16 protein-coding genes and 1 pseudogene are annotated in these 14,747 nt (G+C 70.9%); 16 read left to right on the top strand and 1 reads right to left on the bottom strand.

The features are described 5' to 3' along the window. The 10 genes from B4M60_RS13355 to B4M60_RS13310 form a co-directional block, all read left to right on the top strand. The coding region (locus B4M60_RS13355) for a S1 RNA-binding domain-containing protein (protein WP_291084919.1) at positions 1-662 on the top strand (662 nt) is incomplete at its 5' end. A 97-nt stretch (positions 663-759) separates the two neighbouring features. Further along, entirely contained in the window at positions 760-2,061 is a 1,302-nt protein-coding gene (locus B4M60_RS13350; protein ID WP_291084916.1) for a M16 family metallopeptidase, read from the top strand. Positions 2,062-2,095: 34 nt separating this feature from the next. After that, positions 2,096-2,845 (top strand): 4-hydroxy-tetrahydrodipicolinate reductase, encoded by a 750-nt coding sequence (gene dapB, locus B4M60_RS13345; protein WP_291084913.1) that lies wholly within the window; start codon positions 2,096-2,098, stop codon positions 2,843-2,845. 9 nt (positions 2,846-2,854) lie between these two features. Further along, the gene (locus B4M60_RS13340; RefSeq protein ID WP_291084910.1) at positions 2,855-3,334 is read left to right on the top strand and encodes a hypothetical protein; all 480 of its coding nucleotides are present in this window, start codon (positions 2,855-2,857) and stop codon (positions 3,332-3,334) included. Continuing rightward, positions 3,331-3,783, top strand: coding sequence for a flavodoxin family protein (locus tag B4M60_RS13335; protein ID WP_291084907.1), 453 nt, complete (start codon positions 3,331-3,333; stop codon positions 3,781-3,783). The genes B4M60_RS13340 and B4M60_RS13335 overlap by 4 nt, the downstream gene beginning before the upstream one ends. A gap of 35 nt (positions 3,784-3,818) precedes the next feature. Beyond that, positions 3,819-4,571, top strand: a complete 753-nt coding sequence (gene thyX, locus B4M60_RS13330; RefSeq protein ID WP_291084904.1) for an FAD-dependent thymidylate synthase — start codon at positions 3,819-3,821, stop codon at positions 4,569-4,571. A 58-nt stretch (positions 4,572-4,629) separates the two neighbouring features. Next, positions 4,630-5,577: a 4-hydroxy-tetrahydrodipicolinate synthase gene (gene dapA / locus B4M60_RS13325; RefSeq protein WP_291084901.1), complete on the top strand. Its 948-nt coding sequence runs from the start codon at positions 4,630-4,632 to the stop codon at positions 5,575-5,577. Beyond that, positions 5,574-7,724, top strand: a complete 2,151-nt coding sequence (locus B4M60_RS13320) for a ribonuclease J (RefSeq protein ID WP_291084898.1) — start codon at positions 5,574-5,576, stop codon at positions 7,722-7,724. The genes dapA and B4M60_RS13320 overlap by 4 nt, the downstream gene beginning before the upstream one ends. Positions 7,725-7,729: 5 nt before the next feature. Beyond that, entirely contained in the window at positions 7,730-8,386 is a 657-nt protein-coding gene (locus B4M60_RS13315) for a TIGR03085 family metal-binding protein (RefSeq protein WP_291084895.1), read from the top strand. Between the two features lie 60 nt (positions 8,387-8,446). Next, entirely contained in the window at positions 8,447-11,251 is a 2,805-nt protein-coding gene (locus tag B4M60_RS13310; RefSeq protein ID WP_291084892.1) for an FtsK/SpoIIIE family DNA translocase, read from the top strand. 35 nt (positions 11,252-11,286) lie between these two features. On the opposite strand, the gene B4M60_RS13305 is transcribed toward B4M60_RS13310, so the two are convergent. Then, positions 11,287-11,568, bottom strand: a complete 282-nt coding sequence (locus B4M60_RS13305) for a YciI family protein (RefSeq protein WP_291084889.1) — start codon at positions 11,566-11,568, stop codon at positions 11,287-11,289. A gap of 76 nt (positions 11,569-11,644) precedes the next feature. Between B4M60_RS13305 and pgsA the strand changes: the two genes are divergently transcribed. From pgsA to B4M60_RS13275, 6 genes and pseudogenes are all read left to right on the top strand, one after another. Then, complete coding sequence (pgsA, locus tag B4M60_RS13300; RefSeq protein ID WP_291084886.1) at positions 11,645-12,232, top strand: CDP-diacylglycerol--glycerol-3-phosphate 3-phosphatidyltransferase; 588 nt, start codon at positions 11,645-11,647, stop codon at positions 12,230-12,232. 17 nt (positions 12,233-12,249) lie between these two features. Next, a complete protein-coding gene (locus tag B4M60_RS13295; protein ID WP_291084883.1) occupies positions 12,250-12,762 on the top strand; it encodes a CinA family protein in 513 nt (170 codons plus the stop codon). 16 nt (positions 12,763-12,778) lie between these two features. Further along, positions 12,779-13,093, top strand: coding sequence for a helix-turn-helix domain-containing protein (locus tag B4M60_RS13290; protein WP_291084879.1), 315 nt, complete (start codon positions 12,779-12,781; stop codon positions 13,091-13,093). Between the two features lie 104 nt (positions 13,094-13,197). After that, the gene (locus tag B4M60_RS13285; RefSeq protein ID WP_291084876.1) at positions 13,198-14,025 is read left to right on the top strand and encodes a PspA/IM30 family protein; all 828 of its coding nucleotides are present in this window, start codon (positions 13,198-13,200) and stop codon (positions 14,023-14,025) included. A gap of 70 nt (positions 14,026-14,095) precedes the next feature. Next, a complete protein-coding gene (locus B4M60_RS13280) occupies positions 14,096-14,290 on the top strand; it encodes a DUF3046 domain-containing protein (protein WP_291084874.1) in 195 nt (64 codons plus the stop codon). Positions 14,291-14,511: 221 nt separating this feature from the next. Then, positions 14,512-14,747, top strand: a pseudogene (locus B4M60_RS13275) (DNA recombination/repair protein RecA); the annotation flags it as partial.

Here is a 14,747-nt window from a genome sequence, read left to right as displayed (position 1 = left end):
TGGACTTCAAGGTCGCCGGCACGGGCATGTTCGTCACCGCCCTCCAGCTGGACACCAAGCTCGACGGGATCCCGTCCGAGGTCCTGGCCGGGGCGCTGACCCAGGCCCGCGAGGCCCGGCTGACCATCCTGGACGTGATGGCCGAGGCGATCGACGAGCCGGACGAGCTGAGCCCGTTTGCGCCGCGCATCATCGCGATCAAGGTGCCGGTCGACAAGATCGGAGAGGTGATCGGGCCCAAGGGCAAGATGATCAACTCGATCACGGAGGAGACGGGCGCCTCCGTGTCGATCGAGGACGACGGCACCGTGTACATCGGTGCCACCGACGGCGACTCCGCCCAGGCCGCGATCGACAAGATCAACGCGATCGCCAACCCGCAGCTGCCCAAGGTCGGCGAGCGCTTCCTCGGCACCGTCGTCAAGACCGCCCCGTTCGGCGCGTTCCTCTCCCTGCTCCCGGGCCGTGACGGCCTGGTCCACATCTCCAAGCTGGGCCAGGGCAAGCGGGTCGGCAAGGTCGAGGACGTGGTCAACGTCGGCGACAAGATGCAGGTCGAGATCGCGGATATCGACAACCGCGGCAAGATCAGCCTCATCCCGGTCGGCGACGAGTCGGCCGCTGCGGAGCCGGCCGCCGACGCCGGGAACGACGACAACTGATCCACCGCCGGGGGCCGCGACGGCTCCCGGCACCCCACGAGGCACGCACCCCGCACCCGGGGTGCGTGCCTCGTATCGCTCGAAGGGAGTTCGCGACGTGAGTTCGACGATCCGTGTGGACCGGTCGATCCCCGGGTTGCGGGTGGTGACGGAGAGTCTTCCGTGGTGCCACACCGCCGCCGTCGGGATCTGGATCGCGGCCGGTTCCGCAGACGAGGCGCCCGACGAGCACGGTGCCGCCCACTTCCTCGAGCACGTCCTGTTCAAGCGGACCACCACGGCGACGGGGCGGGAGGTGTCCGAGCGGATCGACCTGTTGGGCGGTGACCTCAACGCCTACACGGGTCGCGAGCACACCTGCTACCACGTCCACGTTCCGGCGGAGGGGCTCGGGACGGCTGTCGACGTCCTGGTGGACGTGGTCGCGAACGGATCGTGCGAGCCGGAGGACGTGGAGATCGAGCGCGAGGTGGTGCTCGACGAACTCGCCGGCCGCGGTGACGATCCGGAGGACCTGGCCTGCGAGCTCGTCACCGGTGCCGTGCTCGGGGGTGACCCGCTCGCCCGGCCGATCATCGGAACCGAGGAGTCGGTGCGGTCACTGGATGCCGACACGCTGCGGGCCTTCCACCGGAGGGTGCTGCGGGCCGGCGACGTGGTGGTGGCCGCGGCCGGCCGGATCGATCACGATGACCTGGTCAGGCGCATCGCCGGGGGTCCGCTGGCCGCCGTCCTCGCCGACGGGGTCCCCGCGCCGGAGGGGTCGGTCCGGACGGTCGGGCTCCAGGGGTGGGCGTCGTCGTCGGTCTTGGTGGGGGAGGACGAGGACGCCGAACAGGTCCTCCTGGCCCTGGCCCGCAGGACCCCGGCCCGCGACCATCCCGACCGCGCCGCCGCGCAGGTCGCGACCGCGGTCCTGGGAGGGGGCCTGAGCTCGCGGCTCTTCCAGCGTGTGCGGGAGGAGCTGGGGCTCGCGTACACCGTCTATTCGTCGCTGGACCAGTTCGGGTCGACCGGACTGGTCTCGGTCGTGGCGGGCAGCCCGGTCGGACGCTTCGACGCACTGTGCGGGGCGGTGGCCGATGTGGTGGCCGGGATGGTCCCCGCCCCTCCCGGGACCGACGAGATCGAGCGGGCGGTCGGGCATCTCACCGGATCCATCAGGCTCGGGTTGGACGACCCGCTGTCGCGGATGACCCGGATCGGCCGCCATCTCCTGGACCGGGACACGGTGGTGACCGTGGAGGAGTCGCTGGGCAGGCTCCGGGCCGTGTCGCGGGACCACGTGGCGGCGTACTGGCTCGGCGAGCCCGCGCCCTGGTGTCTGGCGGCGGTCGGTCCGGGCATGCCCGACGACCACGGCGGCGCGGCTGGATTGCTCGCCGCCGTCGGCGGATAGGCTGGTGACCGGCTTGACGACCATGGAGGAGACGATGACGGTGACGAAGGTCGGGGTGCTGGGTGCACGCGGCAAGGTGGGAACGGCGATCTGCGAGGCCGTCCGGGCTGCGGACGACATGGATCTCGTCGCCGAGGTGGACCAGGGGGACAGCCTGCAGGCGCTCGTCGACTCCGGCGCCGAGGTGGTCGTCGATTTCACCCACCCCGACGTGGTGATGGAGAACCTGGAGTTCTGCATCTCGCACGGCATCCACGCGGTGGTGGGGACGACCGGCTTCACCGACGAGCGCCTGGACCGGCTGCGGCGGTGGCTCGCCTCCAGCCCCGGCACCGGGGTGCTGGTGGCCCCCAACTTCGCCATCGGCGCGATCCTCATGATGCGCTTCGCCGTCCAGGCGGCGAGGTACTTCCCGTCGGCGGAGATCATCGAGCTGCACCACCCCAACAAGGCCGACGCCCCCTCGGGCACCGCGTACCGGACGGCCGAGATGATGGGTGCCGCCCGCGCCGAGGCCGGGCTCGGCCCCGCTCCCGACGCCACCACCACCGAGCTGGACGGCGCACGCGGTGCCGAGGTCGACGGGGTGCGGGTCCACTCGGTCCGGTTGACCGGTCTGGTCGCCCACCAAGAGGTCCTCCTGGGGACCCAGGGGGAGACCCTGACCATCCGCCACGATTCGCTCGACAGGACCTCGTTCGCCCCGGGGGTCCTCCTGGGGATCCGCTCGATCGCGGGCGCCCCCGGCCTGACCGTGGGGCTCGACGCCTTCATGGATCTGTAGGCAGCCGGCGTGGACAGAGTCGTCAAACCCCTGGTCATGGCCCTCACCGCGGTCGGGTTGGTGGTGGCCTTCGGCTACCTGTTCTTCCTGGGGTGGACCATGATCAGCCGCTCGGAGTACCTCGCGATGCGGGGACTCGGGGTGGGCATCATCCTGCTCACCGCCGTCGGTGTGTGGGCGACGTGGGCGATCCTGCGGAACGGTGTGGAACTGCAGCGGATCTCCGCGGCGGCGTCCGCCGAGGGGATCGAACTCGACATCTCCGGGCTCGACAGGCGCCCGTCCGGTCGTCTCGACCACGCCGCCGCGGACGCGCTGTTCGACGCGGTCAGCGCCGAGTACCGGGCCGCCCCGGATGACTGGCGGACCAACTACCGGCTCGCCCGTGCGTACGACCACGCGGGCGACCGCCTCCGGGCCCGCGAAGTGATGCGGGTGGCCATCACCCTGCGCGAGGCGGAGACCCGGCCGACCGGAGAGCCGCGGTGAACACCGTCCTGGTGGTCCATCACGCGCCGTCGCCGCGACTGCGGCGCATCCTGGAGGCGCTCGAGGGCGGGCTCGCGCACCCCGACCTCGAGGGCGTCGCGGTCGAGTCGGTGCCGGCGCTGGCCACGACGGACGACCACGTCCTCCGGGCGGACGGATACGTCCTGCTCACGCCGGCCAACTTCGGCTACATGTCCGGGGCCCTGAAGCACTTCTTCGACCGCACCTACTACACCTGCGAGGGTGCCGTCGCGGGTCGCCCGTACGCGCTCTGCGTGCACGGGGACGACGACACCTCCGGGGCGGTCACCTCCGTCGAACGGATCACGACGGGGTGGGGACTGCGCCGGGTCGCACCCGCGGTCCGGCTCACCGGCGAGCCCGATCGGGGGGACCTGGACGCCGCGTCCGAGGTCGCCTCGACCGTCGCCGCACATCTTCTCGGCTGAACCGCCGAACCTCACGCGATCAAGGGAGACACATCATGTCCGAGCTCGTCCGGCGGCAGGTCCGCATGGTCGCGCACACCGCGTTCACCCCACCCGACGAGATCGGGTGGGACACGGACGCGGACGGCGGATCCGCGCTGGCGGAGTTCGCCGGGAGGGCCTGCTACCAGAGCTGGGACAAGCCCAACCCGCGCACCGCGACCAACGCCGGGTACCTCAGGCACATCCTCGAGGTGGGTCACCTGTCGGTGTTCGAGCACGCCACCGTGACGTTCTACATCACCGGGATCTCCCGGTCGTGCACCCACGAACTCATCCGTCACCGGCACTTCTCCTACAGTCAGCTCTCGCAGCGCTTCGTCCCCGAGCACGACTCGAAGGTCGTGCCCCCGCCGGCGATCGCCGATGATCCGGAACTGGTGGAGATCTTCCGGCGGGCCACCGACGCGTCCCGGGACGCCTACGCCGAGATGCTGTCCAAGCTCGAGGACAGGTTCGCCGACGTCCCCAATCCCATGCTCCGACACAAGCAGGCCCGCCAGGCCGCGCGATCGGTCCTGCCCAACGCCACGGAGACGCGGATCGTGGTGACGGGCAACTACAGGTCGTGGCGGCACTTCATCGGGATGCGGGCCACCGAACACGCCGACACGGAGATCCGCGGGCTGGCCATCGACGTCCTGCGTCAGCTCCGCGACGCCGCGCCGGCGGTGTTCTCCGACTTCGAGATCGCGGCGCTCGAGGACGGTTCCGAGATCGCTGTGAGCCCGTACGTCCTGGAGGGATGACGAGGACCCCCGGGCCGGAATCGGGCCTACCGATCCCCTGGGGGTACTCTGGGAGACCATGACACACGTGACCACTGGGGGCCCGACGACGGCCGTCGGCCAAACGGCCTCCGCCGAATCCGGGCGACCCGCTCCGTTCGGTACGGTGCTCACGGCGATGGTCACCCCTTTCGGGTCGGACGGTTTCGTCGACCTCAAGGCCGTCGCTCGTGTCGCGGAACACCTCGTGGAGACGGGATGCGACGGTCTCGTCGTGTCCGGGACCACGGGGGAGTCACCCACCACCACCGATGCGGAGAAGGTCGCGGTCCTCGAGACCGTCCTGGCGACGGTGGGGGACAGGGCGACGATCGTCGCCGGGGTCGGGACGTACGACACCGCCCATTCCGTGCACCTCGCACGGCAGGCGGCGTCGGTCGGTGCCCACGGAATGCTCGTGGTGACGCCGTACTACTCCAAGCCCACCCAGGCGGGACTCGACGCCCATTTCCGGGCGATCGCCGATGCCACCGACCGGCCGGTGATGCTCTACGACATCCCACCGCGGTCCGTGGTGCCGATCCAGGCGGACACGCTCATCGGACTCTCGTCTCACCCGAACATCGTGGCGGTCAAGGACGCCAAGGGCGATTTCCACGACGCCGTCACCGTGATGTCCCACTGTGACCTCGTCTACTACTCGGGAGACGACCAGCTCAACCTTCCTTGGCTCGCCGTCGGAGCGAGCGGTGTCGTCAGCGTGATCGGCCACGTCGCCGCTGGGCGGCTCGTCGAACTCCGCAACGCCTTTCTGTCCGGAGACGTCGAGACCGCGCGACGGATCAACCTCGGGCTCCTCCCGCTGTTCGACGCCCAACGGGCGCTCGGCGGCGTGTCGATGTCCAAAGCAGCTCTCGAACTTCTCGGGATCCCGGCCGGAGTGCCGCGACTCCCGCAGTTACCACCCACCACCGAGCAGCGGGACGCACTGGCGTCGCTGCTGCACAGAGCAGGAGTCATCACATGACGGACAATCCCACCACCAGCCGCGGACGCGGTCGCACCCGACGTGCGGCAGGTCGCCCCTCCGGCGAGCCCGCCCCCGCCACGGCGGTGCAGTTCACCGAGCCCACGCCCGTCGCCGACCCGCCCGCGTCGAGCGGCGGCGGGGACCGGTCGGCCCAGGAGCAGCCCCAGAAGTCACGCGCCCAGCAGGACAAGGGGCAGCAGGAGAAGGCCCAGCAGGACCAGAACCAGGATGCGTCGAAGGGTGGATCCCGCAGCCGCGGCCGGGGATCCTCCTCCGGTGGAGGCCAGGGCGGTAGCCAGGGCGGCGGAAACCAGGGCGGCGGCGGCCAGAACCGCGGTCAGAGTGGCGGAAACCAGGGCGGCGGCCGCGGGGGCCGTGGTCGGGGACGCGGGACCGGCTCCACCTCGACGGCGGAGTTCGGTGGCGTCAAGACCATGCAGGGCGGGGACATGACCGTCCGCATGCCCAGCCCGCCGAAGCCGCGCAAGGGTGCGCTCCGCCTGGTCGCGCTGGGTGGCATCACGGAGATCGGCCGCAACATGATGACCTTCGAGTACGACTCGAAGCTGCTCATCGTGGACTGCGGTGTCCTCTTCCCGAGCGCCACCGAGCCCGGCGTCGACCTCATCCTCCCGGACTTCGGGCACATCGAGGACCGGCTCGCCAAGGTCGAGGCGTTGGTCCTCACCCACGCCCACGAGGACCACATCGGCGCGATCCCGTTCCTCCTCAAGCTCCGTCCGGACATCCCGGTGGTCGGGTCCAGGTTCACGCTGGCCCTGGTGGCGGCCAAGTGCCGCGAGCACCGGATCAAGCCCGTCTTCCACGAGGTCGACGAGTCGAGCGTGAACTCGTTCGGACCGTTCGAGGTCCGCTACTTCGACGTCAACCACTCGATCCCCGAGTGCCTGGGCGTGGTCGTCCGCGCCGGCGGGAACTCCGTGATGATGTCGGGCGACATCAAGCTCGACCAGCTGCCCACGGACAAGCGGCCCACGGACCTGGCCAAGATGGCGCGGTTCGGCGACGAGGGCATCGACCTGTTGCTGCTGGACTCCACCAACGCCACCACGCCGGGCGTCAGTCGGTCCGAGTCCGAGGTCGGTCCGGCCCTGCAGCGGCTCATCAGCGACGCCCGCAGGCTCGTGGTGGTGGCCTGCTTCGCCTCCAACGTCTACCGCGTCCAGTCCGTCCTCGAGGCCGCCGCCGCGAACGGCCGCAAGGTGGCCCTCACCGGTCGCTCGATGATCCGCAACATGGAGATCGCCCTCGAGCTGGGCCTGCTCACCGACCCCAAGAACGTGATCATCGACATGGACACGGCTGCCAAGCTGCCGTCCGAGAAGATCGTCGTGATGACCACCGGGACCCAGGGTGAGTCCATGGCCGGCCTCTCCCGGATGGCCCGCCGTGAACACCGCCAGATCAACCTCTCCGAGGGCGACACCGTCCTCTTCTCCTCGTCGATCGTCCCGGGCAACGAGGAGCCGGTCTTCAGCGTGCAGAACAGCCTGTCCCAGATGGGCGTGAACGTGGTGACCAGTCGCGAGGCCAACATCCACGTCTCCGGCCACGGCGACGCGGGCGAGCTGCTCTTCGTCTACAACGCGGTGCGCCCCAAGAACGCCATGCCGGTCCACGGCGAGTGGCGTCACCTGCGTGCCAACAGGGCGTTGGCCGTGGCGACCGGCGTCCCCGCGGAGAACGTGGTCCTGGCGCAGAACGGTGTGGTCGTGGATCTGGTCGACGGCAAGGCGACCGCGGTGGGCCAGATCCCCGTCGGGCACCTGTACGTGGACGGCCTGTCCACCGGCGATATCGGGGACACCGTCCTGGCGGACCGCACCGCCCTGAGCGAGGACGGCTTCATCGTGGCCACGGTCGTCGTGGATCCCCGCACCGGTCGGCCGGTGAGCAAGCCCCAGATCATCGCCAAGGGGTTCACCGACGAGCCGGGCGCGCTCGCGCCGGTCGTCGAGTTGGTCGAGAACGCCCTGTGGGACCTGGCAGGGGAGGGCGAGACGGATCCGTACCGACTCGCGCAGGCCGTCCGTCGCACCGTCGGCAAGTGGGTCGCCGAGAAGTGGCGTCGCAAGCCCATGATCGTCCCGACCGTCATCACCTCCGTCCCCGCCGAGGGCTGAGACGCGTGAGCGGCGATCGCTCGACTCTGGCCCGGAGGGAGCGCACCGCTCTCGTCGAGACGATGCGTGCCGCCGGGCCGGAGGCGCCGACGCTGTGCGACGGGTGGACCACGAGGGACCTCGCCGCGCATCTCGTGGTGCGCGAGTTCCGCCCCGACGCGGCCGCCGGCGTGGTCCTGCCGGTCCTCGCCTCACGCATGGAGGAACTCCGGCTCCGCGAGGCGGAACGGCCGTGGGACGAACTCCTCGGGAAGATCGGCGGTGGCGCGCCGTGGTACTCGCCGCTGCGCTACGTCGACAGGGTCGCCAACGCCGCGGAGTACCTCGTCCACCACGAGGACGTCCGCAGGGCGGGGGAGGGGTGGACCCCGCGGGACTTCGACGCCGAGGACCTCGACCGTATCTGGTCGATCGCCACCACCCTGTGCAGGGTCTCGCTCCGGCGGGTCCCGGCACGGATCGAGCTGCGGACCCCGCCGGAGATCCGGTCGACCAGGGCCGGCACCGTGTCGACGGGGGCCGCGCTGGCCCCGGTCGTCGGCATCACCGCCGCGCCGGTCGACCTGCTCCTGTGGGCGTTCGGGCGGGACGCCGTCGACGTGGACATCTCGGGGGCGCAGCGGGGGATCGACGCCGTGAAGGCCGTGTCGCGGGGGTTCTGAACCCCCGCCACCCGTGTGGCTGCTGTTACCAATGGGGTCCGGGGCGATAGAGTGACGCCCATGGCATCCAGTTCGACCACGCGCTCCCCCCGTGCCCCCGGCGGCCGACGTCCGGCATCGAAGTCGGGAGCGCAGCGATCGACCGCGGCCGCCTCGCCGTCGTCCCGTGGGGGTGGTTCCCGTCGCGGCGCGGTGGTCTCGACGCCCAGGACGGGGACCCGCGGTACCTCCCGCGCGGCCGCCCCGGCCCCCGAGCGCACCTCCGGCGCGTTCGGCGCGGTGGGTCGTGGCCTGCGTGGCGGCTGGTCGGCCGTGGCGAAGGGCGTCGGCCACGGAGTCCGGGGCCTGGGTGGCGGCGACGACGACAAGGTGGCGCCACCGCATCGCCGAGACGGTCTCGGGCTGATTCTCGTCGGCATCGCCATCGTGTTCGCGGGCGCCGTGTGGTTCGGGGCCGCCGGGCCCGTCGGTCAGTGGATCGACACCGGGATCCGCACCGTCGTCGGCACGCCCGGTGCGCTCCTCCCGTTGCTGGTGGGCGGCTGGGGCGTTCTCGTGATGGCGAGGGAGCCGCGACCCGACGTCCATTCCCGATGGCTCGTCGGCACGACCATCACGGGGCTGGGCGTCCTCGGCCTGTGGCACCTGGGGTCGGGATCGCCCGCGGATCCCCAGGGTGTCCGCTCGGGGGCCGGCGTGCTCGGCCGGATCGTCGGAGGCACGCTCGAGGCGGGGCTCTCGGTGTTCGTCGCCGTGCCGTTGCTGCTGTTGCTGGTGGCGTTCGGCGTCCTGGTGCTGGTCGGTCGCCCGGCCCGCGAGATCCCGGGCATGGTCCGGGGGTTCTTCGGGTGGGACGGCAGGGGTGACATCGTCGATCACGACGACTACGACCCCGACGCCGACCGTGACGCGGACCGCGGCTACGCCCGCGACCCGGGCGTCGGATACGGGGACGACCCGGACGCCACGACCGCGTACCCGCTGGCCCGGGACGGGTCGCCGGTGGCCCAGGAGCCCGCGCCCCGCCGGAGCCCGCGTCGCCGCGTGGCGGCGTGGTCGCAGACCCCCACCGCGGGCAGGACCGTCGAGATGCCCGCCGCGGCCGACGCCGGTGCCGAGCCCGTCGTCGAGCCCCCGACCGCCCCGGTCGAGTCGCCGGACGTCCCCGTCGAGCCCCCCGCGCGGACCCGGCGCGCGCCCCGCACCCCGGTCGCCGCCGCTGCCCGCGCCGTCGACACGGCGGTGCCGCAGGCCGACATCCCGCAGCCCCACACGGCGGCGGACGGCGACGCCGAGGTGCTCGATTCGCAGAAGCAACTGCTCAACGGGGTCGAGTACACGCTGCCGCCGGTGGGCCTGCTCACCGCGGGTGACCCGCCCAAGGCGCGCAGCGAGTCCAACGACCAGATGATCGACGCCATCCAGGGCGTCCTCGAGCAGTTCAAGATCGACGCGGCCGTCACCGGGTTCACCCGGGGCCCGACGGTGACCCGCTACGAGGTCGAGCTCGGTCCGGGCGTGAAGGTCGAGAAGATCACGGCCCTGCACCGCAACATCGCCTACGCGGTGGCCACCGACAACGTGCGGCTCCTCGCCCCGATCCCCGGCAAGTCGGCGGTCGGCATCGAGGTCCCCAACCTCGACCGTGAACTCGTCCGTCTGGCGGACGTCCTCAACGACCCCAAGACCGCCAACAAGCAGAATCCCATGCTCATCGGCCTGGGCAAGGACATCGAGGGCGACTTCGTCACCGCCGACCTGTCCAAGATGCCGCACCTGCTGGTCGCGGGCTCGACCGGCTCGGGCAAGTCCAGCTTCGTCAACTCCATGCTCGTGTCGCTGCTCACCCGCGCGACCCCGGACGAGGTCCGGCTGATCCTGGTCGACCCGAAGATGGTCGAGTTGACCCCGTACGAGGGCATCCCGCACCTCATCACGCCGATCATCACCCAGCCCAAGAAGGCGGCGGCCGCGCTGGCGTGGCTCGTGGAGGAGATGGAGCAGCGCTACCAGGACATGAAGTCCACGCGGGTACGACACATCACCGACTTCAACGAGCGGGTGAAGTCGGGGGTGATCACGACGCCTCCGGGCAGCGAGCGCGTGTACCGCCCGTACCCGTACATCGTGGCCGTGGTCGACGAGTTGGCGGACCTCATGATGACGGCTCCGCGCGACATCGAGGACGCGATCGTCCGCATCACCCAGAAGGCCCGCGCCGCCGGAATCCACCTGGTGCTGGCCACCCAGCGCCCGTCCGTCGACGTGGTCACCGGCCTCATCAAGACCAACGTCCCGTCCCGTCTCGCGTTCGCCACCTCGTCGCTCACCGACTCGCGGGTCATCCTCGACCAGGCGGGCGCGGAGAAGCTCATCGGCATGGGCGACGGGCTCTTCATCCCGATGGGCGCGTCACGGCCCGTGCGCATGCAGGGCGCGTTCATCACCGACGAGGAGATCCACGCGGTCGTGGACTACGCCAAGAACCAGGCGGAGCCGGACTACGACGACACCGTCACCGCGGCGAAGGAGGAGTCCAGGAAAGACGTCGACGGCGACATCGGCGACGACCTCGACGACCTGCTCGCCGCCGTGGAGCTCGTGGTCTCGAGCCAATTCGGGTCCACCTCGATGCTCCAGCGCAAGCTCCGGGTCGGGTTCGCCAAGGCCGGTCGCCTCATGGACCTGATGGAGTCGCGGGACATCGTGGGACCCTCCGAGGGATCCAAGGCCCGCGACGTCCTGGTCAAGCCGGAGGAGCTCGCCTCCGTGATCTGGATGATCAAGGGCGGGACGGCGCCGGAGCAGGATCCGGGGGACGTGGAGGACCGGAGCGAGAGCCCGGCCGGGGCGCCCGTGGGCTGACCCACGGCGGCGGTCGCACCGGCCGGGGCCGTGGGTCAGGCGAGCACGCCGAACACGGGCATCCACTCCCGGACGGTGGTCTCGGAGACCATCCCGCGCACGCAGTGCGGGTCACCGGCGATCAGGGCCCTCGCCTCCTCCGGGCCGGGGGCGTCCACGACCAGTAGCGCACCGGATCCGTCGACGAACGGTCCGACCGAGCGGATCGTGCCCGCCTCGACCTGCGCGGACAGCCATTCGCGGTGGGCGGGCTTGTTCGCCTCGCGGTCCTCGCTCTGCGAGGCGTCGTAGCGGTAGGTCACGGCGAAGAGCGGCATGGATCGATACTCCCTGGGATCGGCGGGTGGGCTGTGCGGTCAAGGGTATTCCCGTCCGTCTCGCTAAGGTGAGGGGGTGACTTCTCCCACGACCGAAGACGGCCGCTCCGGCACCGAGGTCCCCGTCCTCAACATCGCGAACGTCCTCACGGTGGTGCGGATCGTGCTCGTGCCGGTCTTCCTCGTCCTGTTCTTCGTGGCCGATGCGCAGGACGCGTGGTGGCGCGTCGGCGCGTTCCTGGTGTTCCTCGTGGCGATGGGGACCGACTACGTGGACGGGTACCTCGCCCGGAGACTGGGCTTGGTCACCGATTTCGGCAAGATCGCCGACCCGATCGCCGACAAGGCGCTCATGGCCGCGGCGATGATCTCGTTGTCCCTGGTGGGCGAGCTGTTCTGGTGGGTGACGATCGTGATCCTCGTCCGCGAGGTCGGGATCACCCTGTGGCGCCTCTTCGGCGTCGACCACGTGGTGGCCGCGAGCAGGGGCGGGAAGCTCAAGACGGTCACCCAGACGGTCGGGCTGGGGATGCTCATCCTCCCGCTCCCGCACTGGGTGTGGCCGATCGAGTGGGCGGTGATCGGGGTGGCGCTCGTCCTGACCGTCTACACGGGTATCGACTACCTGGTCAAGGCCCGGCAGGCCGCCCGGTCCGGCCTCTGAGGCGCCGGGAACCCGCGATGTCCCCCTCGCCTCCCCCCGACACGAGGGCCGTGGCGGCCGTGTCCGCGCTCCGGGCGCGTGGGTGGACGCTGGCGACGGCGGAATCCCTCACCGCGGGGCTGCTCTCCGCCACGGTGGCGGAGGTTCCCGGGGCGAGCCTGGTGCTGCGAGGCGGCCTCGTGGTCTACGCCACCGATCTCAAGCACGAGCTCGCCGGGGTGCCCGAGGAGATGCTGGCGCGGCACGGGGCGGTCTCCGGCGAGACGGCACGGGCGCTCGCGGCCGGCGCGGCCCGTCGATGTGGTGCCGACGTCGGGGTGGGGCTGACCGGCGTGGCCGGACCGGATGGTCAGGAGGGGCGGGCGGTGGGGACGGTCCACCTCGGGGTGTGCACGCCGGGCGTCGAACCGTGGTCTGTCGAGCTGTCCCTGGACGGGGACCGCGGCGCCATCCGTCGAGGGGCCTGCGCCGCCGCGTTGGAACTGCTGGTCCGGGTTGCCGACGGTGCCGGGAACGAATCGGGGACATGAGGCGTTGTACCCCGTGATGCCGAACATCCAGATGACCACGCTGCCCCGACCGGACCACCGGAGCGGGCCCCCACTCCTACGCGAGACCCTCGGCACGGTGCTCCGTCGCCTGCGGGGCGAATCCGGTCGGACGTTGCGGGACGTGGCCGACGCCGCCCGCGTGAGTCCCGGGTACCTCTCGGAGATCGAGCGCGGACGCAAGGAGGCCTCGAGCGAGTTGCTCGCCTCCATCTCCGGGGCCCTCGAGGTGTCGCTCGGTGAGATCCTCATCCGCGCCGCCCTGGAGGTCTCCCCGCCCGGGACCGTCGCGGAACCGGTCCTCGCCGCCTGAGTTCCCCCGCAGCCGCCGGAACCGCCCGGTGGTCCCACGAGGGCGTTGTTCGGTACCGTGGTATCGACCCGTCGTCCGAATCGGCAGAAGGACACTACGCAGCGATGGCCAATCCGTTCACCAAGGCATGGCGCTACCTCATGGCGTTGTTCGATTCGAAGATCGACGAGAAGGCCGACCCGAAGGTCCAGATCCAGCAGGCCATCGCCGACGCCCAACGCCAGCATCAGCAGCTCTCCCAGCAGGCCGCCGCCGTCATCGGCAACCAGCGGCAGCTGGAGATGAAGCTCAACAGGCAGCTCGCGGACATCGAGAAGCTCCAGGGGTCGATCCGTCAGGCACTGCAGATGTCCGAGCAGGCCCGGCTCAACGGCGACGCGCAGAAGGCGACGGACTACGAGAACGCCGCGGAGGCATTTGCCGCGCAGCTCGTCACCGCGGAGCAGAACGTCGAGGACCTCAAGGGACTCCACGACCAGTCCCTCCAGGCCGCCGCGCAGGCGAAGAAGGCCGTCGAGCAGAACGCGATGGTCCTCCAGCAGAAGGTGGCGGAACGGACGAAGCTGCTCAGCCAGCTGGAGCAGGCCAAGATGCAGGAGCAGGTCAGCGCGTCCCTGCAGTCCATGTCCGAGCTGTCCGCGGGCGGTAGCACCCCGAACCTGGACCAGGTCCGCGACAAGATCGAACGCCGCTACGCCAACGCGCTCGGCTCGGCCGAGCTCGCCCAGAACTCGGTGCAGGGGCGGATGCTCGAGGTCGAGCAGGCCTCCACGCAGATGGCCGGCCACAGCCGGCTCGAGCAGATCAGGGCGTCGATGAAGGCCGAGGGCGGTCAGCTCGGGCAGGCTGCCGGCGCCGCCGGCGAGCTGTCCCAGGGGCAGCCCCAGCAGGCCACCCCGCCCCAGCAGCAGGCGCAGACCGAGCAGCAGTGACTCTGTCGACCACGGGCCGCCGGCGTTCAGGCCGGCGGCCCGTCGTCGTCCGCGGAGGAGGACGGGTCGGATGACGTTGACGGAGTTCCGGGCCAGGACCGCGGAGGCGTTCGGTGATCTCCGGGCGGACCACCTCGTACGGTCCCACCACCTCGCGACCTTCGGCGGGCGAACGGCGAGCGAGGCCATCGATGCCGGGGAACCGGTCAAGCAGGTGTGGTTGGCACTCTGTGCGGAGTTCGAGGTCCCCGACGCGCTCCGGTGAGGACACGCCGGGGCGCGCCTGCGGATCTCGAACAGGCGTTCGGCTACACTGGGATCACGCGTGGACGGGGGTACCGATCCACAGGGAGTCATCCCTCCACAGGGGGCGGTCGCCGGGCCTCGTACGACGCTTCGTGTCGTACCCGGCCCGTAACGTCCGCCAGTGAGCAGACCACACAGACCCACCGACACCCGGGGGTCGAAGCACGAACGGAGATCATCATGGCAGCCAAGGCCAGGACGCACACGGGCAAGCCGGGCGCGGCCCAGAATCGCGAGCAGGCGCTGGAGTTGGCGCTCGCGCAGATCGACAAGGCGTACGGCAAGGGTTCGGTCATGCGACTCGGGGACGACACCCGGCCGCCGATCCAGGTGATCCCGTCCGGCGCGCTCTCCCTCGACGTCGCGCTCGGAGTCGGGGGTTTCCCCCGGGGTCGCGTCGTGGAGATCTACGGCCC

This window comes from Dietzia sp. UBA5065, from assembly GCA_002415925.1.
In the GTDB taxonomy this organism is placed as follows: domain Bacteria; phylum Actinomycetota; class Actinomycetes; order Mycobacteriales; family Mycobacteriaceae; genus Dietzia.
Note: the sequence above shows the minus strand (reverse complement) of the source record. Positions and strands in the feature narration are given on the sequence as shown.